This window comes from Alteromonas sp. R7 (genome assembly GCF_055755235.1).
Genome location: NZ_JBVTQX010000010.1, coordinates 66,480 through 85,705, shown reverse-complemented (window position 1 = coordinate 85,705; position 19,226 = coordinate 66,480). Strand labels below are relative to the sequence as shown.

19 protein-coding genes are annotated in these 19,226 nt (G+C 44.7%); 16 read left to right on the top strand and 3 right to left on the bottom strand.

Features of this window, described 5'->3' with window-relative positions:
• Positions 1-26 precede the first annotated feature (26 nt).
• From pilM to AC0J2X_RS15810, 9 genes are all read left to right on the top strand, one after another.
• The gene (gene pilM / locus AC0J2X_RS15850; RefSeq protein WP_462586113.1) at positions 27-1,094 is read left to right on the top strand and encodes a type IV pilus assembly protein PilM; all 1,068 of its coding nucleotides are present in this window, start codon (positions 27-29) and stop codon (positions 1,092-1,094) included.
• Entirely contained in the window at positions 1,082-1,660 is a 579-nt protein-coding gene (locus AC0J2X_RS15845) for a PilN domain-containing protein (protein WP_014948036.1), read from the top strand. The genes pilM and AC0J2X_RS15845 overlap by 13 nt, the downstream gene beginning before the upstream one ends.
• Positions 1,661-1,662: 2 nt before the next feature.
• Positions 1,663-2,274, top strand: a complete 612-nt coding sequence (locus AC0J2X_RS15840; RefSeq protein WP_014948035.1) for a type IV pilus inner membrane component PilO — start codon at positions 1,663-1,665, stop codon at positions 2,272-2,274.
• A complete protein-coding gene (locus AC0J2X_RS15835; protein WP_014948034.1) occupies positions 2,271-2,798 on the top strand; it encodes a pilus assembly protein PilP in 528 nt (175 codons plus the stop codon). Before AC0J2X_RS15840 ends, AC0J2X_RS15835 begins: the two co-directional genes overlap by 4 nt.
• Before the next feature lie 2 nt (positions 2,799-2,800).
• Positions 2,801-4,573: a type IV pilus secretin PilQ gene (locus AC0J2X_RS15830; RefSeq protein WP_014948033.1), complete on the top strand. Its 1,773-nt coding sequence runs from the start codon at positions 2,801-2,803 to the stop codon at positions 4,571-4,573.
• Positions 4,574-4,842: 269 nt separating this feature from the next.
• Positions 4,843-5,358, top strand: coding sequence for a shikimate kinase AroK (gene aroK, locus AC0J2X_RS15825; protein ID WP_014948032.1), 516 nt, complete (start codon positions 4,843-4,845; stop codon positions 5,356-5,358).
• A gap of 30 nt (positions 5,359-5,388) precedes the next feature.
• On the top strand, positions 5,389-6,456 hold the full coding sequence (aroB, locus tag AC0J2X_RS15820) for a 3-dehydroquinate synthase (RefSeq protein WP_156077807.1): 1,068 nt from the start codon (positions 5,389-5,391) through the stop codon (positions 6,454-6,456).
• Positions 6,457-6,577: 121 nt separating this feature from the next.
• A complete protein-coding gene (locus AC0J2X_RS15815; protein WP_462586115.1) occupies positions 6,578-8,050 on the top strand; it encodes an SPOR domain-containing protein in 1,473 nt (490 codons plus the stop codon).
• A 226-nt stretch (positions 8,051-8,276) separates the two neighbouring features.
• Positions 8,277-9,158 (top strand): Dam family site-specific DNA-(adenine-N6)-methyltransferase, encoded by an 882-nt coding sequence (locus AC0J2X_RS15810; protein ID WP_039231082.1) that lies wholly within the window; start codon positions 8,277-8,279, stop codon positions 9,156-9,158.
• An 83-nt stretch (positions 9,159-9,241) separates the two neighbouring features.
• Here AC0J2X_RS15810 and AC0J2X_RS15805 read toward each other — a convergent pair whose 3' ends face one another.
• The 3 genes from AC0J2X_RS15805 to AC0J2X_RS15795 all read right to left on the bottom strand — a co-directional run bounded on the left by AC0J2X_RS15805 (position 9,242) and on the right by AC0J2X_RS15795 (position 10,767).
• Positions 9,242-9,442, bottom strand: coding sequence for a DUF2970 domain-containing protein (locus tag AC0J2X_RS15805; RefSeq protein ID WP_014948028.1), 201 nt, complete (start codon positions 9,440-9,442; stop codon positions 9,242-9,244).
• Between the two features lie 9 nt (positions 9,443-9,451).
• Positions 9,452-9,760 carry a hypothetical protein gene (locus AC0J2X_RS15800; protein ID WP_014948027.1) on the bottom strand — a complete coding sequence of 103 codons (309 nt, stop codon included), beginning with the start codon at positions 9,758-9,760 and terminating at the stop codon, positions 9,452-9,454.
• A gap of 176 nt (positions 9,761-9,936) precedes the next feature.
• Complete coding sequence (locus AC0J2X_RS15795; RefSeq protein WP_081099323.1) at positions 9,937-10,767, bottom strand: TorF family putative porin; 831 nt, start codon at positions 10,765-10,767, stop codon at positions 9,937-9,939.
• A gap of 305 nt (positions 10,768-11,072) precedes the next feature.
• On the opposite strand from AC0J2X_RS15795, the gene rpe reads away from it, so the two are divergent.
• The 7 genes from rpe (at position 11,073) to astD (ending at position 19,184) form a co-directional block, all read left to right on the top strand.
• Entirely contained in the window at positions 11,073-11,750 is a 678-nt protein-coding gene (rpe, locus tag AC0J2X_RS15790) for a ribulose-phosphate 3-epimerase (RefSeq protein ID WP_462586118.1), read from the top strand.
• Positions 11,751-11,815: 65 nt separating this feature from the next.
• A complete protein-coding gene (trpS, locus tag AC0J2X_RS15785) occupies positions 11,816-12,823 on the top strand; it encodes a tryptophan--tRNA ligase (protein ID WP_039225099.1) in 1,008 nt (335 codons plus the stop codon).
• Positions 12,824-12,923: 100 nt separating this feature from the next.
• The gene (locus AC0J2X_RS15780) at positions 12,924-13,508 is read left to right on the top strand and encodes an anthranilate synthase component II (RefSeq protein WP_014975476.1); all 585 of its coding nucleotides are present in this window, start codon (positions 12,924-12,926) and stop codon (positions 13,506-13,508) included.
• Positions 13,509-13,805: 297 nt separating this feature from the next.
• Positions 13,806-14,972 carry an HDOD domain-containing protein gene (locus AC0J2X_RS15775; protein WP_014975475.1) on the top strand — a complete coding sequence of 389 codons (1,167 nt, stop codon included), beginning with the start codon at positions 13,806-13,808 and terminating at the stop codon, positions 14,970-14,972.
• Positions 14,973-15,434: 462 nt separating this feature from the next.
• A complete protein-coding gene (locus tag AC0J2X_RS15770) occupies positions 15,435-16,643 on the top strand; it encodes an aspartate aminotransferase family protein (RefSeq protein WP_014978113.1) in 1,209 nt (402 codons plus the stop codon).
• A 20-nt stretch (positions 16,644-16,663) separates the two neighbouring features.
• Positions 16,664-17,701, top strand: a complete 1,038-nt coding sequence (gene astA / locus AC0J2X_RS15765) for an arginine N-succinyltransferase (protein WP_462586120.1) — start codon at positions 16,664-16,666, stop codon at positions 17,699-17,701.
• Positions 17,702-17,714: 13 nt separating this feature from the next.
• Entirely contained in the window at positions 17,715-19,184 is a 1,470-nt protein-coding gene (gene astD, locus AC0J2X_RS15760; protein ID WP_472996192.1) for a succinylglutamate-semialdehyde dehydrogenase, read from the top strand.
• Positions 19,185-19,226 lie beyond the last annotated feature (42 nt).

Sequence of the window (19,226 nt, the reverse complement as noted above, 5' to 3'; positions counted from 1 at the left end):
CTACCTTTGAAACTGGACACTTGCACATGAAATCGCTGTTTAAGAAAAAGCTGCCGCCCATTGTGGGCTTAGATATAGGCACGCGTCAAATAAAAGCGGTGTGGTTAGAGCAATCGAAAGACGGGTTCGTCCTTCAAGGGTATGCCTGTGAGCCAATTAACAAAATCGCTTTCTCTGAGCGTGATATTAAAGATTATGAGTCAGTAAGCATTGCTCTCAAGAAAATTCGAAAGTCGCTAAAAACAAAATTAAAGCTGGCAAATGTTGCTGTGGCCGGCACGTCAGTGATCAGTAAAATCGTCTATATGGACCCAGAGCAAAGCGATTACGATTTAGAAAATCAAATTGAGATCGAAGCCGACAGTCTCATTCCCTATCCGCTTGAAGAAGTATATTTAGATTTTGAAGAAATGGGGCCAAGCACAACGCACACTGGAAAAGTAAATGTATTACTTACCGCTGCGCATAAAGATTTGGTAGACAGTCGCTTGCTGCTTGCAAGAGAAGCTAACTTTGAACCCAAAATTGTTGATATGGAAAATTATGCCATCGGCAATGCCATGGACTTTTTCCATACGCCTCATACCGAAGACATGCCACTTTGCTGTATTAATGTGGGCGCCTCGCTACTTCAAATATGCGTAATAAAAAACGGCGACGTCATCTACACCAAAGAGCACGCCTTTGGCTTAAATCAGCTAATTAACGATATTAGCGCCATTCATATGGTTGAGCGTGAAACCGCAGAGCGTCAGCTACTTGATGGCACGCTGTCTGGAAATTGGGTGGAAGATACGCTTCCTATATTTGCCGCTAACCTACAGCAAAATATCAACCGTGCATTACAAATGTATATGAGCACGCTACATGCAGAGCGCCCCACCAAAATACTGTTTAGCGGCGGTGCCGCTACTATTGAACCGTTAGTCGACATTTTAAAACAAGACTTAGGCCTAGAGGTTGATTGCTTCAATCCGTTTAGCAGCATGTCGATAAACCCTAAACTTGATGCCACGAGACTTAGCAAAATTGCACCACAGCTTGCGATTGCAGCAGGTCTAGCGAGCCGGAGCTTTACGCCATGGCACATGTAAATTTACTACCTTGGCGAGAGAAGCAGCGCCAACATCAAAAACAACAATACTTGGCAGGGCTACTTGCCGTTGCCGCCATTGTAGGATTGATTTTTTGGTTCATTGGTCAAGCTATCGACCAGCAAATCAGTAATCAAAACTCGCGTAATCAATACCTTGAACGGGAAATCGCGGTTTTAGATGCGCAAATTGCAGAGATAAAAAAGGTTAAAGATAGTAAAAATGCCATTGAGCAGCGCATGGCATTAATTGAGCAACTGCAAGCAAGTCGCAATGTGGCTCCTATAGTATTTGATGAACTTGCTAAACTCGTTCCTCCCGGTGTGGCCTTTGAGTCTATGACCAGAAGCAATAACCGTATTGAGATTGAAGGGACTAGTGATTCGAACAATCGTCTTTCCGACTTTATGCGCGCGCTGGACAACTCGAAAGTGTTCGTTGCCGCAGAGCTTTCTACCATTAAATCTGACAGCAGTGCAGCGAGAGCGATTAGCAACTTTACGCTTACGTTTTCGATAAACCCCAATGTTGCTCCCCTAGAAATAGAAAGTAGTGAGGCGCAATAACCATGAAGTTTGATGTTTCAAAACTAAAAGAACTCAACGAACTCGACTTTGAACAAATCGCTATTTGGCCAAACGAAGTTCGCATTGTTGTGGCGGCGTTTGTCGCAATATTGGTAGGTGCGTTGAGCTACTACATGCTAATAAGCCCCAAATTACCGATTAAAGATGCGGCTGAATTAAAAGAACAAGAACTAAAGTTACAGTTCGAAGCAAAGTACCGCATTGCGGCTAATTTAGAAGCTTACCAAGCCCAACTCGCGCAAATTAAAGAAGACTTCTCGTCTATGCTGAAAAGTCTTCCAACCAGCAACGAAACACCGGGTTTGCTTGACGATATCACTTACGTTGGTACCGCATCGGGCCTCACGTTTGAGTTGCTTAACTGGCAACAAGAAGTACCAAAAGAGTTTTATACCGAACTACCTATCGAAATGGAAGTAAGCGGTGGCTATCACAACTTTGGCGAATTCGTTTCCAAAGTAGCGGATTTACCTCGTATCGTTACGCTTCACGATTTTGACATAAAGCGTGAAGCAAATGGTCTGTCGCTGAAGCTGCAGGCGAAAACTTATCGTTCGGAAAACTCGACAGACATTGAAGGAGATGAACAATGATTCGTTCGTTTTTATCTCTTTTAATCATATTGTTAGTAACAGGCTGTTCACCTAAACTCGACGATCTGCATGCCTATACACAGAGCGTTAAAGAGCGTGCTCAGCCACAAATTGAACCGTATCCAGAATTCAAGACTCACCCACCTTTTAGCTATTCGGCAAGCGCTTTAAGAAGCCCGTTCGATCGCCCTAAGAACAACGCAGCTCCAGTAGCAAAAGCGCGGGTAGAAAACTGTTTACAGCCAAACTTCCAGCGCCCTAAAGAAGCATTGGAAGCCTATGGCGTGGACGCCCTCGCACTGACTGGCAACTTTGCCGTTAAAGGAGTGCAGTGGGCATTATTGAAAAGTAACGATGGCGTATTACATAAAGCTAAAGTAGGGAGTCGTATCGGCTTGTTTTATGGCAAAATTACGCAAATTAGCACCGACTCAATTACTATTGAACAGTTATTACCTGATGGTGCGGGCTGCTGGCAAAGGAAAACAACAACAATGACTACAGCATCGAAGGCGGGAGAGTAAGCATGGCCGAACGATACATATTTAACAAATCTCTGAATCGTAGAGTGCCTAGATGGTATTGGCTGGCTTTCGCTGTGGCTGCAATATTTTCATTAACCGTATTTGTTTCGCCAGTAAAAGCCCAAGAGCCTTTGTTAGTCGACCCTGATACTAAACGAAATGCATCAACCGTTACCACCACGGTCACAAACATCGACTTTACTCAAGCAGCTAACAATACCGCTGTAACACTGGTGAGTTTTGAGGGCCAAGCGCCAAAACTTCAGCTTATTGAGTCACAAGGAAAGGTATCCCTTACATTACCAAACACCAAGTTAGGCGAAGACCAATTAGTAGAACTTAATGTGACTGATTTCGGTACCTTGGTTTCTACCATCGAGACATTCGAAGATAAAGATGGCGCGCGAATTGAAGTTAATTATTCGGGCCCAGTTACGGTTAAAAATACGGTAAAAGACGGCGTAATTCGTATGGCGATAACGCCAATGGACAGCGCGCAGCAAGACGCCTTGGAAGCGGAAAAGAAATACACAGGCGACCCCATTTCACTCGATTTTCAAGATGTTCCTGTGAGACAAGTTTTACAAATTATTGCGCAGGTTAATGGGTTTAACTTAGTGACCACCGACACCGTAACAGGAAACGTGACGATAAGTTTGTCGGGTGTTCCGTGGGATCAAGCACTCGACATGATTTTGCGCGTTAAAGGTCTGGATAAACGCTTAGAGGGCAACATTTTGTTAATTGCACCGGCTGAAGAACTATCGGCTCGTGAAACCCAAGCCCTTCAATCTAAAAAGCAAGTTTCAGACTTAGCGCCTCTTCATACGGTTAATATTCCTGTTAACTATGCAAAAGCTGCTGCCCTGGCCACGATCTTAAAGTCGACAGAGGGCGGGATCTTATCTGAGCGAGGGGGTGTTACAGTAGACGAACGAACCAACACTTTACTTATTCGCGACACGTTAGCCTCTATTGATGAAGCAAGAAAAACCATCAATGCGTTAGATATTCCAGTGAAGCAAGTGCTGATTGAAAGCCGTATGGTTACTGTGCTTGACGATGTAGACGAGCAGCTTGGTGTTCGTTGGGGTTTCAGCGACCGTCAAGACGATAATGGTGTGTCGGGAAGCCTTGAGGGCGCAGACACCATTGCCGGCGGCATAGTGCCTAGCATTGATAATCGCCTTAATGTGAACCTGCCTGTGACCAGCGCCGCGGGTAGCATTGGCTTTCAAATTGCGAGCTTGGTTGATGGCACCATATTAGACCTTGAGCTTTCCGCACTAGAATCTGAAAACAAAGGCGAAATTATTGCGAGTCCTCGTATTACGGTTGCTAACCAGCATGAAGCTTACATTGAACAAGGTACGGAAATACCTTACGTACAAGCAACGTCTAGCGGTGCGACTTCAGTAGAGTTCAAAAAAGCCGTTTTGTCACTGAAAGTTACGCCACATATTACGCCTGATAATCGCATTATTTTGGATTTAGTTGTTACGCAAGATACCCGTGGCGAAACCGTTTCTACGTCTACTGGTGAGGCCGTAGCCATCGATACCCAAGAAATTAAAACGCAGGTATTGGTAGAAAACGGCGAAACCATCGTATTAGGTGGCATATTCCAACAAACCAGTTCTGATGGCGTGTCGAAAGTGCCTTTGTTTGGTGATTTGCCTGTCGTTGGTGCCCTTTTCAGAAACTCGTCACAACTTCAGCAAAAACGAGAACTACTTATCTTTGTGACACCCAAGATAGTCACTGAAAGACCATAATCCTCATTTTTAGCCTTCAAAAAAGCGCATTTTTGTGCGCTTTTTTGGTTTTCATCCTTTTTTTGTAACTAAATTTACAGGTATACGCTATTTGTTAGTAACAAAACTTGCAACGCCTTGCATGAAACTGAGATAATCCCCGCCTCGAAATTTAAGCGAGGTTTAAGGAGTGGTGCTTATTGGACACTAAATAGGCACGAGTCAATGGGTAGGCTGGTAAGGCAACAGTGCACTGCCCCTAACATGATTAAGTTGTGATATAAGCAAATATGGCTGAAAAACGTAATATCTTTTTAGTTGGCCCAATGGGTGCTGGCAAAAGTACCATCGGTAGACATCTGGCAGACGAACTTCACCTAGACTTTTTTGATTCGGATCAGGAAATTGAGCGCCGCACGGGTGCAGACATTGCCTGGATCTTCGACCTTGAAGGCGAAGACGGTTTCCGTAAACGCGAAGAAAACGTCATTAACGATTTGACAGATAAGCAAGGTATTGTACTTGCTACTGGCGGCGGTTCTATTGTAACTAAAGCTGTGCGTAATCGTTTATCTGCCCGCGGCATCGTTGTTTACCTACAAACGACAATCGATAAGCAAGTTGCCCGTACACAACGTGACAAACGTCGTCCTTTGCTACAAAACGAAGATCCAGAACAAGTACTTCGCGATCTTGCAGAAATGCGCAACCCGCTTTACGAAGAAGTTGCTGATTACATTGTTGATACAGACGACCAAAGTGCGCGTGCTGTAGCGAATCAGATTATCAGTAAAATTGGTTTATAAATTAAATATGTAATAGGAGGTGCTACGCCAATGTCAACCTTAACTGTGGAACTTGGAGAACGTAGCTATCCTATACAGATAGAGGCTGGGCTGCTTTCGCAACCTGGCCTTTTTAGTGCCTATATAAAAGGCCCACTTGCCGTCATTGTTACCAACGAAACTGTTGCCCCACTGTATTTAGAAACCGCTAAAGCGGCGTGTGGTAATGTTCAGGTTGAAACCATTATTTTGCCGGACGGCGAGCAACACAAAAATCTTGCCCAATTCGAAGTGGTTATGACACGCCTTCTTGAGCTAAACGCTGCAAGAGATACGACACTTATCGCACTTGGCGGTGGTGTAATTGGTGATCTTACTGGCTTTGTTGCGGCAACTTACCAACGCGGTGTGCCCTTCATTCAAGTTCCTACAACTTTGCTTTCTCAAGTCGACTCATCAGTAGGTGGAAAAACCGCGGTAAATCATCCTCTCGGCAAAAACATGATTGGCGCTTTTTACCAACCGGTTTATGTGGCCATTGATACTGATACCCTCGCTACATTACCCGCGAGAGAGTTTGCTGCTGGCATGGCAGAGGTCATCAAATACGGTATCATTTACGACGCTCCGTTTTTTGAATGGCTTGAAAGTAATGTAGATGCGCTTACGTCGCTTGATACTGAAATTCTTACCCAAGCTATTTCTCGCTGCTGCGAAATCAAAGCAGACGTGGTAGCAAAAGATGAACGTGAAGGTGGTTTACGCGCCATTCTTAACTTAGGCCACACGTTCGGTCACGCTATTGAAGCCGAGCAAGGCTACGGTAACTGGCTGCATGGCGAAGCGGTAGCCGCTGGTACTATAATTGCTTGTAAAGCTGCTGAAGCATTAACGTGGTTTGAAGCGTCAGAAACACGACGCGTATCGTCGCTATTTGAAGCATTTGCTTTACCGGTTGCAGGCCCAAATAGTATGACAAAGGATGACTACGTTAAGCATATGAAACGCGATAAAAAAGTGGAAGCTGGCAGTATTCGATTTGTACTTCCTCAAGGCATAGGCAAAGCGGTTGTTACCAAGGACGTCACGGACGCCATTCTTACTGACATCCTTTCTTAGTCATTAGCCCTCGCGACAACCAGGCAACGCGTCTATCTTGACTTCCCTACGTTAGTTGGAATCATAAAGAAATGCGTTGCAGGACAGTTTTTAAAGCAACGGTGAATAAGGGCAAACTCCCATGCAAAGTGAACTGCATGAACGTTTGGAATATTTGGTCAATTACTCTTCTCAGCTGATTTTTGTCAGTGGTGAGTCTATTGCTCAACAACAAAAGACCCTTGAAGCCTTTGTCTTCCAGCAACACGATGATACCGAGATTGCGTATTTAACTGCACAAGAAAATATGGAGCCCTCTGACTACCGTCGACAACTTTGTCGGCAGCTTCTTGGTCAAGTGGTGGGTAGCTTCGTTAGGCCTCTAAACGAACTACTTTCCGACCTAAATAGTCACGAAGGTCCAATTCTTATAGCCATCACCCAAGCCCACAATCTTCCTGATGCACTATTGCAAGAACTATGGGACTTGGTGTTGCAAAGTCGGTTCGCTGGTAACAAACAGCATTTAAATGTGCTTTTGTTCGCGAATAACGAATGGGCTGAGCGCGCCAAGCAGTGGCTTCCTGCAAAAAATACAGAAACCCCACTAATAATTAGCAGCCAGTCAGTCATTAGCGAACAGCCTAGCTTCGAGTCAGAGCTCGACAAAATGATTGCTTCACGTCGCGAGGCTTTTCAGGCTCATTTAGAAAATAGACAGCGTGAAAATACGCAAACTTTTATCAACCCGTTAAAGTCTAAGTGGTTTTATATCGCTGTTATATGCGTGTTCCTTGCTACGTTTTCTGGCCTTATTTACTGGCAATACGGTGATAAATTAGCATCGATTTTTGCGCCTATTAGTCAACCTTCGCCAGAACCTGAAAGAACGCAGGTTGAGCCCGGATCTGCTTATAACAAGCTTATAGGCAATGGTGAAACCGATGAAAGCGAAACAACAGCATCAAACTCAGCAACTCAAGCAACCAACCAAATAGGCAACGTAGAGCTTGTTTCCGCGCCCAATGATGATAGTGTAGACGTTGGTGGCTCGTTAATTGATGAATCGTCAGATAACGGTCCGTTGATTACCAATTGGGAAAATGCGGTTTCATCCTTACCTGAAGTTGCGCCATCTTCAGAACAGGCAGACAGTAACCAGTTTGAGAATGCCCCGATTGGAGATAATACCACTGATTCCAATGGTTCAGAGGTGGTTAGCAACGGTGCGCTACGTGATCAACAACCTGCTCAAGGTGCCAAATCAAACTCGGACGGCGTCAACGATAATGTAGCGCCAACCACAGTGGCCAGTGAATCGAGTCAAGAAGGCTGGATTGGGGAAAATGACTACGCTATACAGTTGTTAGCGATGAAAAGTGAGTCTGTTCTCAGTGAGTTCCTACGAGAAAACAATCTAACTGAGCAAACGCGAATTTATAAAACGACGCGCTATGGTGGCGACTGGTTTGTAGTAGTTAACAAGCAAATCTACACGTCGTTATCTCAAGCGCAACAAGCACGAACAAATTTACCCGAATATCCAGGTAAACAAAATGCTTTTATAAAGCGAGGAAACCAAATCCTCTCAGAGATGAGCAAAGCGCAAAATTAAGTCATTTCACAACCGTGTGGCTATAATATTTCCAGTAAATGAGCAAAATTCCGTTCTTGCGACACTTGTTGGTTGTCCGTTTTACTGATGAAAGTTACAATCTACCTTTAGTGTGGTGATATCTGATACTGATCAGCATAAAAGTATAAAGACGACCCTTTCCCTTGGAACGGCGGCGCACGGAAAAACCACCGTCTTCATTCCGTCTAGGTAGTAACGTTTAAGCATGATGCAGAAAAAAAACCGGGCTTTTTTAAAATGGGCCGGTGGCAAATACAGCTTGGTTGAGCATATTCAGGCCAGATTACCGCAAGCCAATAAACTCATTGAACCGTTTGTTGGTGCCGGATCTGTATTTCTGAATACGCAATACAAACGCTACCTGCTTAATGACATCAATCCTGATCTCATCAACTTATACAATTTCCTTAAAGCGCAGCCCGATGCACTGATTAACGATGCACGCGCGTTTTTTGATGGAAGTCGCAATGAAGAAAAGATGTACTATGACTTGCGCGAAGAGTTCAACGCAACGCAAGATGAATACTACCGAGCGATTCTTTTTCTTTATTTAAACCGACATGGGTACAACGGTTTATGCCGCTACAGCCTTCAAGGGCGTTTTAACGTACCTTTTGGCCGCTATAAAAAGCCGTACTTTCCAGAAGACGAGATGTTTGTGTTTTCGGAAAAATCGCAAAAAGCGACGTTTACTTGTCTTCCTTTTGAAAAGGTTTTTTCTAGAGCTAGGCGTGGCAATGTTATTTATTGTGACCCACCGTATGCTCCTATCAGCAAGACTGCAGCGTTTACCAGCTATGCGGCGCGAAGCTTCGGACAAGAATCTCAAGAGAAGCTGGCTGAGCTCGCCACCCGCGCGTCAAAAAAGCGAGGCATACCCGTCCTCATCTCAAATCACGATTTACCGCTAACTCGGTCGCTTTATCACGGGGCAGATTTCAGTATGCTGTCAGTTAAGCGTTCGATAAGTCAAAACGGTGCAAAGCGACAGCCTGTGGATGAAATTTTGGCTTATTTCCCTCCAGCTAACGTCGCACCAAAGCGAAACACTCGAAAAAAGAAGACGTTTCACCGCCCTTCAGTTTAGTGTGTGGTGCCTAAAAAACGTCTTATAGGTAGCGCATCGACCGCCTTACCCGCATACGATTTTAATGTGTATTCACGCAATTGCTATGCGCTATAGCCCGTATACCATTTAACGAACATAAAAAGCGTAACAACAAACAGCACGACCAAGATTACGCCAATGACGGCGAAACTGATAAAAGTGCCTTTAGTAAAGTCACGTTCGTAGTTTTTATGGCTCTGAACACCAAATAGACTAGCAACTACACTACCTAGAACTGACCAAAAACCAGTACCAGACTGCATAATTTTCCCCTAAGTGTCGTTAGCAGGTGAGGTGAAATCTCGATTACCTTCGTCGCTGTGCATCAACTCAAGTAGGTCTAAAAAGTGGAATTGGAAAGATGATGATTTCCCCGCTATCCATGACAGCCAACTGACTTCCTCAACACCCTCTTGATGACGGGCACATTGGTTTTGAATATGGCTTGCGGGCAACTTGGGGTTGAACTCCGTAACGGGTTGGAATTCGCATACTGACGAGTGTGAATTTGGCGTACTTGTGACCGCAACGCTAACAAGCGCTACCGCTCCACAAATCGCAAAAAATGGAAGAACCTTCATCCTGAATACTCCTTACACTCGTTTAAAAATTAATCTCATTATAATCAAAAGCAGGTTACGAACAAGTTAAAAATGCGTTGCTTGTAAGAAATGAAAAGCCTAACGAAAACACATTAGGCTTTTAGTACTCAACGTTTAATTTAAGAGGCCTATCCTTAGGCCTCTTAACTTAACTTTTAAAGTTCGAAATCTACTGAGTAAGCTACAGTGAATTTCAACTCGTCGTTATCTAGTGCGTCAGCACCAACATCATCTAAGTTCGTTCCAGTTACAGCAAAGCTGAAACCATCTTTCGCAATGCTTACGCCGTAGTCTGCATAGCTGTCAGTCTCACCGTCGCCAAAGTTGAAAGCTTCAACAAAGTCACCGCTGTGATAACCAGCATGTAGAGTCAACTCAGTGCCATTCAAAATTTCTGTGGTGTAATCAAAAGATGCGTAGTAAGCCTGGCCAAAGCCGAAATCTTGGCCTTCTGCTTCGTCAGCTTCGGTGTGCGCAAGTAGATAAACTGTTACGCTTACTCCACCCATGCCTACTGAACCGTAGATCTCTGCGAAATCGAATTCAGCTTCTGCGTCATAGTTGTAGTATAGGTAGCCGAAGTCATATGCAATGCCGTCAGACTCGCCTGAGTATCCGAAATATACGTCATGCTCGTAAGAATAAATATCATCTGATGCATAGCTTACGTTCGACGCCCATGTACCCGCATAAAAACCACTTTCATGCGCGTAATCGATACCACCCTGTACTGCGGCTTCGTTAACGGTTTGTGTTAAACCACGCCAAATATAGTTACTGGTTGCACTAGCGTTAGCAGTGAATGAACCTTCTGCATAGCTAGGCATGGCTGTTAACAGACACGCTGAAGAAATAGCAGCGGCAAGTATTGTTCTTTTTGTAGATGTTTTCATGTGTGTTCTCCAGTCAAATTCAAACTTGTTGTAATTCGTTTTTTCTGTCTGTGTTTTCTTTTTTGGACTGGATAACGCAAAGTTGATGCCCATTTATGGTTCACCAAAAAAACTCGCAAAAAATAAATTAACCAATTGAAATTTAAAATATAATTTCAATTAAAAAAATCACCCGCTGTCACCGAAACAAAAAAACGCTGCATAAAAATGCACCAACATAACGCGCGCTCACCAAAATTGGGCAACGCTCTGACAAAGTCCGTTTATCTTAAATTTCCGTGAAATTAACGCTGATTAACCCTTTGCATAGTAAAGAAGCACGGATTTGGGTAAACTTTCGCAAAGGTGAAACGTAAGTGGCAACGCACCTTGTTGTTTTTAGAATGAAAGGACATGCAATGAAACCATTCCTAATTGCTCCATCAATACTATCGGCCGATTTCGCTCGACTTGGCGAAGACGTAGAAAAGGTATTAGAGGCTGGCGCTGATGTGGTGCATTTCGATGTAATGGATAACCACTATGTACCCAATCTTACGTTTGGGCCAATGATTTGCGAGGCGTTAAGAAACTACGGCATTACAGCTCCCATTGATGTGCACCTAATGGTGAAGCCCGTCGATGACTTAATTGGAAAATTCGCGAATGCAGGGGCCAGCTATATTAGTTTTCACCCAGAAGCGTCTGAGCACATAGACCGCTCTCTACAGCTTATTATCGATGCAGGTTGCAAGCCGGGGCTCGTATTTAACCCAGCAACGCCACTACATTACCTTGACCACGTCATGGACAAACTGCACCACATTCTTATTATGTCGGTTAACCCAGGGTTTGGTGGTCAAAAGTTTATTCCTAGCACCTTAGATAAAGTGCGCGCGGTGAAACAGCGTGTATTAGAAAGCGGCTACGATATTCGAATTGAAATTGACGGTGGCGTAAAAGTCGATAACATTCGCGAAATAGCGGAAGCGGGCGCGGATATGTTTGTGGCTGGTTCGGCTATTTTTTCTCAACCCAACTACAGCGATGTCATTGAGCAAATGCGCAATGAACTAGCGTCACTGTCTAAAGCATAATTTTTGAAGCTTTATTTTCTCAAGCTTTATTTTCACAGTATTTAACGTATTACAGGTAAAAAGAAATGAGTAATAAACCCGTTGTATTAAGTGGCTGTCAGCCTTCAGGACAACTTACCCTTGGCAATTACATGGGTGCACTTAAACAGTGGGTTTCCATGCAAGACGACCACGACTGCTTATATATGATAGTGGATTTGCATGCTATTACTGTACGACAAGACCCTAAGCAGCTTGCTGAAGCTTGTCTAGACGGCCTTTCTCTTTACCTTGCTTGCGGTATTGATCCACAAAAAAGTACTCTGTTTTTGCAATCCCATGTGCCTGAACATGCACAGCTATCTTGGGTATTGAATTGTTACGCCCAAATGGGTGAGCTTAATCGCATGACTCAATTCAAAGATAAGTCTGCGAAGAACGAAAATAACATTAATGTAGGCTTATACAGCTACCCTGTACTCCAAGCAGCAGATATTTTGCTATACCAAGCAGATAAAGTACCGGTAGGTGAAGATCAGAAGCAGCACCTTGAATTGACTCGTGACATTGCTACACGTGTTAACAATCTATACGGCGATGTATTTCGTCTACCTGACCCGTATATCCCAGACTTTGGCGCTCGCATCATGAGCCTTCAAGAGCCTGAAAAGAAGATGTCTAAGTCTGACAACAACCCGAATAACTTCATCGGCTTATTAGAAGATCCTAAGAAGTTGGCCAAGAAAATCAAACGTGCCGTGACCGACTCTGACGAGCAAGCTAATATCTACTTTAACCCAACTGAAAAACCAGGCGTGTCTAACTTACTGACCCTACTTTCACTTGCGACGGGTAAATCAATTAAAGAGCTTGAGCCTGAATATACTGACAAAATGTATGGCCACCTTAAAGGTGATGTTGCAGACGCTGTGGTTGCTCTACTTGAACCCATTCAGGCCCGCTATGCTGAAATTCGCGCAGACAGAGCATATCTTGACGACGTAATGCGTCAGGGTGCTGAGAAAGCGTCAGCGCGAGCGGCTGAAACTTTGGCTAAGGTATACAAAGCAGTCGGCTTTATTCCAAAGCCATAACAGCCGAATTCCAACATCTTGCTACACGCCATGAAGGGTTCATTTAATCCTTCATGGCTAAAACCTTCGCAACTTAGAAATACCAAGGACTAGCACTGCTGTGTTGCTGTTAATTGATAACTTCGATTCGTTCACTCATAACCTCGCTCGGTATTTCACTGAGCTCAGCGTCGACGTTGAAGTGGTGCGAAATAACGCACTGACCTTAGACGACATATCTCGCTTAGCGCCTTCACAGTTAGTTATTTCACCGGGACCATGCACGCCTAACGAAGCGGGCATCAGCTTATCTGCGATTGAACATTTTGCAGGCAAGATTCCTATTTTAGGTGTATGCCTGGGTCATCAAGCTATAGGTCAAGTGTTTGGTGCCAAGGTAGTAGGTGCACAAGAGATTAAGCATGGAAAAATTTCACCCCTAACACACCGCAACAGTGGCCTGTTCAAAGGCTTACCTAACCCGTTTAACGTGACGCGCTACCACTCATTGGTTTTAGATCCCGCATCGCTACCTGCCTCACTGAGTGTTGATGCATGGTGTGAAACCGCAAAGGGCACAAAGGAAATCATGGCAATTTCCCATAACCATCATCCTATTTGGGGCGTGCAGTACCACCCCGAGTCACTGCTTACCGAACACGGTCATAGCGTACTGGATGCATTTCTTCAGTTTAAATCAATTTAAGTATACGAGTTTGATGCCGATACGCTTTTATAGCGTAAAAGGTTACGCTTGAAGGCCAGAATTACTCGCAATTCACTGATTTTTCGTTTAACTTTTCATAATTCGTTTTAGCCAATGCGCTGAATAAAGATTATACGAAGCATCGCACACGCAATATCAACAGTTGCAGGGTAAATAAGGCTTGCTTTCAAGCAGTAGCTACCATTTTTATCATTACCGTAGCGAAAGTAATAAAGGCCCCTGATGTACGATAATATTGCCGTTCACCAAAAAGTTATGAGCAGGAGTGCTTTTAATATGACAATGGGGGCAACCACACCGCCCACGATAGATGATCGTTTTGAAAATATGATCATATCGCCAGAGCGAGTGCTGGAAATGCTAGGAAGGCGCAAGGTGGGAGAAGTAAGCTTCGAGCAATCGGAGCAAGGTGATGCGCGCAGGCTGCTACTGCACGTTGAAAAAGTGGCGATTGAAAACAAGCGCCTTCAAGAGAAAACCGAAGCGTCATACCTTGAATCAGTGAGTCACCATCTTCACGAGATCCTTCTAGGTGAATTAACAGAGCAGCTAAGCTATACCGACGAGCTCGTTCAAAACGTACTTAACTTGCCCGAAAATATCGGCGAGCTTCTTGATGCACTTTCCGTGAAAGCATGCTCGGTTTCGAAACTAGAGCCAATTGCCGCAACCATGCCATGGCTTTATGATGAACTGATCGTTGTGGTGAATACTCCACAATTTAGACGCAAAGACTCCCGTGGGCGTATCATTGTTGTAGAGACACTGCGCACAGCATTGAGCTTTTTGGGTATTGAAAACCTACGCACATTGATACCGTCGCTCATCTTAAAGCGTGCTATGCCTCAGATTACCGACCCTTACCCGCTAATTAAACAAAAGCTTACGCCTTATACGACTGGCGTTGCCATAACGGCGAAACGCCTTGCAGCGCTTACGGATCTAAACAAAAACCAGGCTTATACCCTTGCGATGCTTAGTAATTTGGGGCGTTGTGTCGTAACAAGACTTTACTTCAAACTGTTCGATAAAATTCAGCTACATCTGTTGCAAGAATGCCAGAAAGACAAAGAGCAAAAGCGACATGAAGCGCTACTCAAAGTGGCTCCTTCAGCCAACCACCTTATTGCACTACAGCAAGAATTCGCAGATGCAATCAGCGCGGATATTCTGGAGTGGATGCATTTAATGCGCTTGCCTATTGCAGAACCTATGCGAGCGTGTGCCGATAAAGTACCCGCACAGCCTAAAACACTCAGTAAGGTACTTCATCAAGCCCGAACCTACACACAAATTCGGATGTTACATCAGTTAAAGCTTGTTGAAATGAAAGAAGTAAAGCCGCTTTTCATGGAGCAACGCTACCCTGCAGGTGCACTCGAAAAACTCAAAACCATTGATATTTTCACCCTTCCTTTGGTGAAAAACGAAGAGAATCATTAATTTTTTAGTGGATATTCATGCACTCGTTATGCACCTTTTTCATTTCATGTGCATGATGCCCCAAATTATTGACGGTTGCTCAATGCCTTGCCCGTTTTTAGCGACATTAAACAGGTAAGGCTTCCAGTCCTATCCCCCCTTTTTTATTGCCTCACAGTGCATTAAAACCCGTATGCAGCCCTTTTCTCAGCGCAAAAATTGATTATTACTAATTGATATAGCCCAGTAGTTAATAGTTATTCACTTTTCCTGCAAATTAAGCCACAGTCCTTATAAATAAAGGGCTGCAGCCCTTTGCATAGAAGACAAATGTTAAAAAAAATGGCATACTGTTGAACAAATCCGATTAGTTTTTACGCGCCCAATTAACGCTTATCGACCAAAGTAGTACTAAAATGTGCTCATAGATTCGATAAGCCAAATCACACAGTGTGATTGGCGCCCAACGCAGAGGTAACAAAGATGAACGTAACTCGCGCTACATTTGATGATGTAATGGTTCCTAACTATAACCCAGCAGGTATGGTACCTGTTCGAGGTGAAGGTTCACGCGTATGGGATCAAGATGGAGCTGAGTACATCGACTTTGCAGGCGGTATTGCAGTTAACGTTTTAGGTCACTGTCACCCAGAGCTTGTGAAAGCTCTTAATGAACAAGGCAGCAAGCTTTGGCACTTAAGCAACGTTTTCACTAACGAGCCAGCCCTTCGTTTAGCTAAAAAGCTAAATGACGCAACGTTTTCAGATAGAGTTTACTTCGCAAACTCAGGCGCAGAAGCGAACGAAGCAGCATTGAAGCTAGCTCGTCGCTGGGCGCTGGACAAGCACGGTGAAGACAAAAACCAAATCATCGCTTTCAACAAAGGTTTCCACGGCCGTACCTTCTTTACCGTAACAGTAGGTGGTCAAGCTGCTTACTCTGACGGTTTTGGTCCTAAGCCAGGCGCTGTTGACCACTGTGACTACAACGATTTAGCTGCCTTTGAAGCGCTAATTTCTGACAAAACCTGCGCGGTAATGATGGAACCGCTTCAGGGTGAAGGCGGTATTATTCCACCTGATGTAGATTTCGTAAAAGGCGTTCGCGAGCTTTGTGACAAGCACAACGCATTACTTATTTTTGACGAAGTTCAGTCGGGTGTTGGTCGTACTGGTCACCTTTATGCCTACATGGGTCTTGGCGTAACACCTGATATCCTAACTACCGCAAAATCTCTTGGTGGCGGCTTTCCAATTGGTGCCATGCTTACCACAGCAGACATCGCTGCACACCTTAAGCCAGGTACCCACGGTAGTACTTACGGTGGTAACCCACTAGCCTGTGCTGTTGCGGAAAAAGCGTTAGATATCGTGAACCAGCCAGAAGTGCTTGAAGGTGTACTTAAGAAAGAAGCCCTATTCCGTGAACTACTAGGTGCTATCAATGAAAAGTACAACGTATTTGAAGAAGTACGTGGTCAAGGCATGCTGTTAGGTTGTGCGTTAAATGAGAAATATCAGGGCCGTGCACGTGACTTCATGATGGCTGCAACGAAAGAGAACCTTATGTGTCTTGTTGCTGGCATGAACGTTATTCGTTTTGCACCTTCACTGGTTATTCCTGATGAAGACATCAAAGAAGGTCTTGCACGTTTTGAACGCGCCGTTGCTGCCGTTGTAAACGCCGAATAATTACAACACGAGTAGCGAACATGAATATCATTCGCCCTATCACGAAGGCCGACTATAACGCGCTTAAAGAAATCGCCGTTGAATCAGGTATTGGCTTTACGTCTTTACCTGTCAACGACGAGTTGCTGCAGCGTAAAATTGATCGTGCAGAAACTGCGTTTAACAAACTAAACGTAACCGAACCTGGCGATGAGTCATACTTGTTTGTAATGGAAGATACCACTACCGGACAGGTAGTGGGAACAACAGGTATTGAAGCGGCTGTTGGTATAGACGATGCGTTCTATCATTACCACCTAAGCAAAGTAGTGCACGCCTCGCGCGAGCTTAACATTCACAACACGGTAGACATTCTAACGTTTTGTAATGACTACACCGGTGTTACTGAAATATGTACGCTGTTTCTTCGCGAACAAGCCCGCGGCGGCATAAACGGCCGCTTCCTTTCAAAGGTTCGATTCTTGTTCATGATGGAGCACCGTGAACGCTTCTCAGAGACAGTTATTGCTGAAATGCGCGGTGTGAGTGACGAAGAAGGACGCTCACCGTTTTGGGAGTGGTTGGAAACCCATTTCTTCTCTATGGATTTTCCTACTGCCGACTACTTAACTGGCATTGGTAATAAAGTGTTTATTGCTGAACTTATGCCGAAGTACCCGATATACGTAAATCTGCTTAGCAAAGAAGCGCAGGAAGTCATTGGCGAAGTCCATGACAAAACACGCCCTGCTCTTCAGCTTCTTGAAGAAGAAGGCTTTTCTTGCCGCGGCTACGTAGACATTTTCGACGCAGGCCCGACGGTAGAAGCAAACTTAAGCCACATCCGCACGGCTCAGTCGAGTTTAAAACTGCCTGTAGTAATTGACGATAGCGCTGCTGCCCAAGGGCAAACGCACTACATCATTAATACATCAGTATCTGATTTTCGTGCAGTTGCCACCGAGATGACGGTAAGCGAAGAAAAGCAAGTTGCCGTGCTATCTCGCCAAGCCGCTGCTGCATTGAATGTCAAAGAGGGAGAGCACGTACGCTTCGCCCCCGTTACATTCAGAGATTAAAAGGACACCCACTATGCTACATACACATTTTATCAACGGTGAATGGGTTGCCGGACAAGGTCATGACTTAGCGTCAATTGACCCTGCAAAAAACGAAGTGATTTGGGAAGGTAAGTCTGCGACAGCCTCTCAAATTGATGACGCAATTAACGCTGCTCGTGCTGCACTTCCAGCATGGAGCATGAAAACCGTTGAAGAGCGTCTTGAAATTATTAAGGTTTATGGCACTAAGCTAGAAGAAGCTAAAGCGCACCTTGCCAAAGTTATGGCTAAAGAAACGGGCAAGCCAGAGTGGGAAACTGCCACTGAAGTTGGTGCCATGATGGGCAAAATTGGTATTTCTGAAAAAGCCTATTTCGAACGCACGGGTAACGTTGAAAACCCAATGCCTGTAGGTAAAGCCTTCATTCGACACAAGCCTCACGGCGTTGTTGCTGTATTTGGCCCATACAACTTCCCTGGCCACCTGCCAAACGGACACATTGTTCCAGCCCTTATTGCAGGTAACACAATTGTGTTTAAACCAAGCGATTTGACGCCTATGGTTGCACAAGAAATGGTGAAGTTATGGGATGCTGCTGGCCTCCCAGCGGGTGTACTCAACTTAGTACAGGGTGAAGTTGAAACAGGTAAGGCTTTGGCGTCGCATAACGATATCGATGGTCTTTTCTTTACGGGTAGCTCACGCACAGGAAAAATCTTGCACGAGCAGTTCGCAGGTCACCCAGGTAAAATTTTGGCTCTTGAAATGGGTGGTAACAACCCTCTCATCGTTAAGGATGTGGCTGATGTTGATGCTGCCGTACATGACATCGTTCAATCTGCTTTCATTACGTCCGGTCAGCGCTGTACGTGTGCACGTCGCCTATTCTTACCAGCCGATGCACAGGGTGATGCAATCCTTGCTCGCTTAATCGAAGTGACCAAGAATATTAAGGTGGGTGATTATGACGCTGAAGATCAACCATTTATGGGCGCAATGATCTCAAGCAATGCCGCTGCACTGATGGTAAAAGCACAGCAAGAGCTTGAAAACCTTGGTGGTAAAGTACTGGTTCGCCTTGAACAAAAAGATGAGAACAAAGGTTTTGCTACTCCTGGCATCATTGATGTGACTGACATGCTTGCTTCACTGCCTGATGAAGAACACTTTGGTCCACTACTTAAAGTAATTCGTTACAGCGATTTTGACGCAGCTATCGCAGAAGCGAATAACACCAGCTTTGGCTTATCAGCAGGTCTTCTAGGCGACAACGAAGAAGATTATCGCTACTTCTTCGCACGCATTCGCGCGGGCATCGTAAACTGGAATAGACCTATTACAGGTGCAAGCAGCGCAGCGCCATTTGGTGGCGTGGGCGACAGCGGTAACCACAGAGCAAGTGCGTTTTATGCAGCCGACTACTGTGCGTACCCAGTTGCTTCAGTTGAGCTTGATAAAGTTATTATGCCGGGCAAATTAAGCCCAGGCTTGTCGATGTAACTCAAGCTTTTCACGTTACAAAAAGGCCGACACGATTTTTGT

Coding starts and splice junctions, on each gene's coding strand:
- pilM (WP_462586113.1), top strand. CDS start 27: ATGAAATCGCTGTTTAAGAAAAAGCTGCCGCCCATTGTGGGCTTAGAT.
- AC0J2X_RS15845 (WP_014948036.1), top strand. CDS start 1,082: ATGGCACATGTAAATTTACTACCTTGGCGAGAGAAGCAGCGCCAACAT.
- AC0J2X_RS15840 (WP_014948035.1), top strand. CDS start 1,663: ATGAAGTTTGATGTTTCAAAACTAAAAGAACTCAACGAACTCGACTTT.
- AC0J2X_RS15835 (WP_014948034.1), top strand. CDS start 2,271: ATGATTCGTTCGTTTTTATCTCTTTTAATCATATTGTTAGTAACAGGC.
- AC0J2X_RS15830 (WP_014948033.1), top strand. CDS start 2,801: ATGGCCGAACGATACATATTTAACAAATCTCTGAATCGTAGAGTGCCT.
- aroK (WP_014948032.1), top strand. CDS start 4,843: ATGGCTGAAAAACGTAATATCTTTTTAGTTGGCCCAATGGGTGCTGGC.
- aroB (WP_156077807.1), top strand. CDS start 5,389: ATGTCAACCTTAACTGTGGAACTTGGAGAACGTAGCTATCCTATACAG.
- AC0J2X_RS15815 (WP_462586115.1), top strand. CDS start 6,578: ATGCAAAGTGAACTGCATGAACGTTTGGAATATTTGGTCAATTACTCT.
- AC0J2X_RS15810 (WP_039231082.1), top strand. CDS start 8,277: ATGATGCAGAAAAAAAACCGGGCTTTTTTAAAATGGGCCGGTGGCAAA.
- AC0J2X_RS15805 (WP_014948028.1), bottom strand. CDS start 9,442: ATGCAGTCTGGTACTGGTTTTTGGTCAGTTCTAGGTAGTGTAGTTGCT.
- AC0J2X_RS15800 (WP_014948027.1), bottom strand. CDS start 9,760: ATGAAGGTTCTTCCATTTTTTGCGATTTGTGGAGCGGTAGCGCTTGTT.
- AC0J2X_RS15795 (WP_081099323.1), bottom strand. CDS start 10,767: ATGGGCATCAACTTTGCGTTATCCAGTCCAAAAAAGAAAACACAGACA.
- rpe (WP_462586118.1), top strand. CDS start 11,073: ATGAAACCATTCCTAATTGCTCCATCAATACTATCGGCCGATTTCGCT.
- trpS (WP_039225099.1), top strand. CDS start 11,816: ATGAGTAATAAACCCGTTGTATTAAGTGGCTGTCAGCCTTCAGGACAA.
- AC0J2X_RS15775 (WP_014975475.1), top strand. CDS start 13,806: ATGACAATGGGGGCAACCACACCGCCCACGATAGATGATCGTTTTGAA.
- AC0J2X_RS15770 (WP_014978113.1), top strand. CDS start 15,435: ATGAACGTAACTCGCGCTACATTTGATGATGTAATGGTTCCTAACTAT.
- astA (WP_462586120.1), top strand. CDS start 16,664: ATGAATATCATTCGCCCTATCACGAAGGCCGACTATAACGCGCTTAAA.
- astD (WP_472996192.1), top strand. CDS start 17,715: ATGCTACATACACATTTTATCAACGGTGAATGGGTTGCCGGACAAGGT.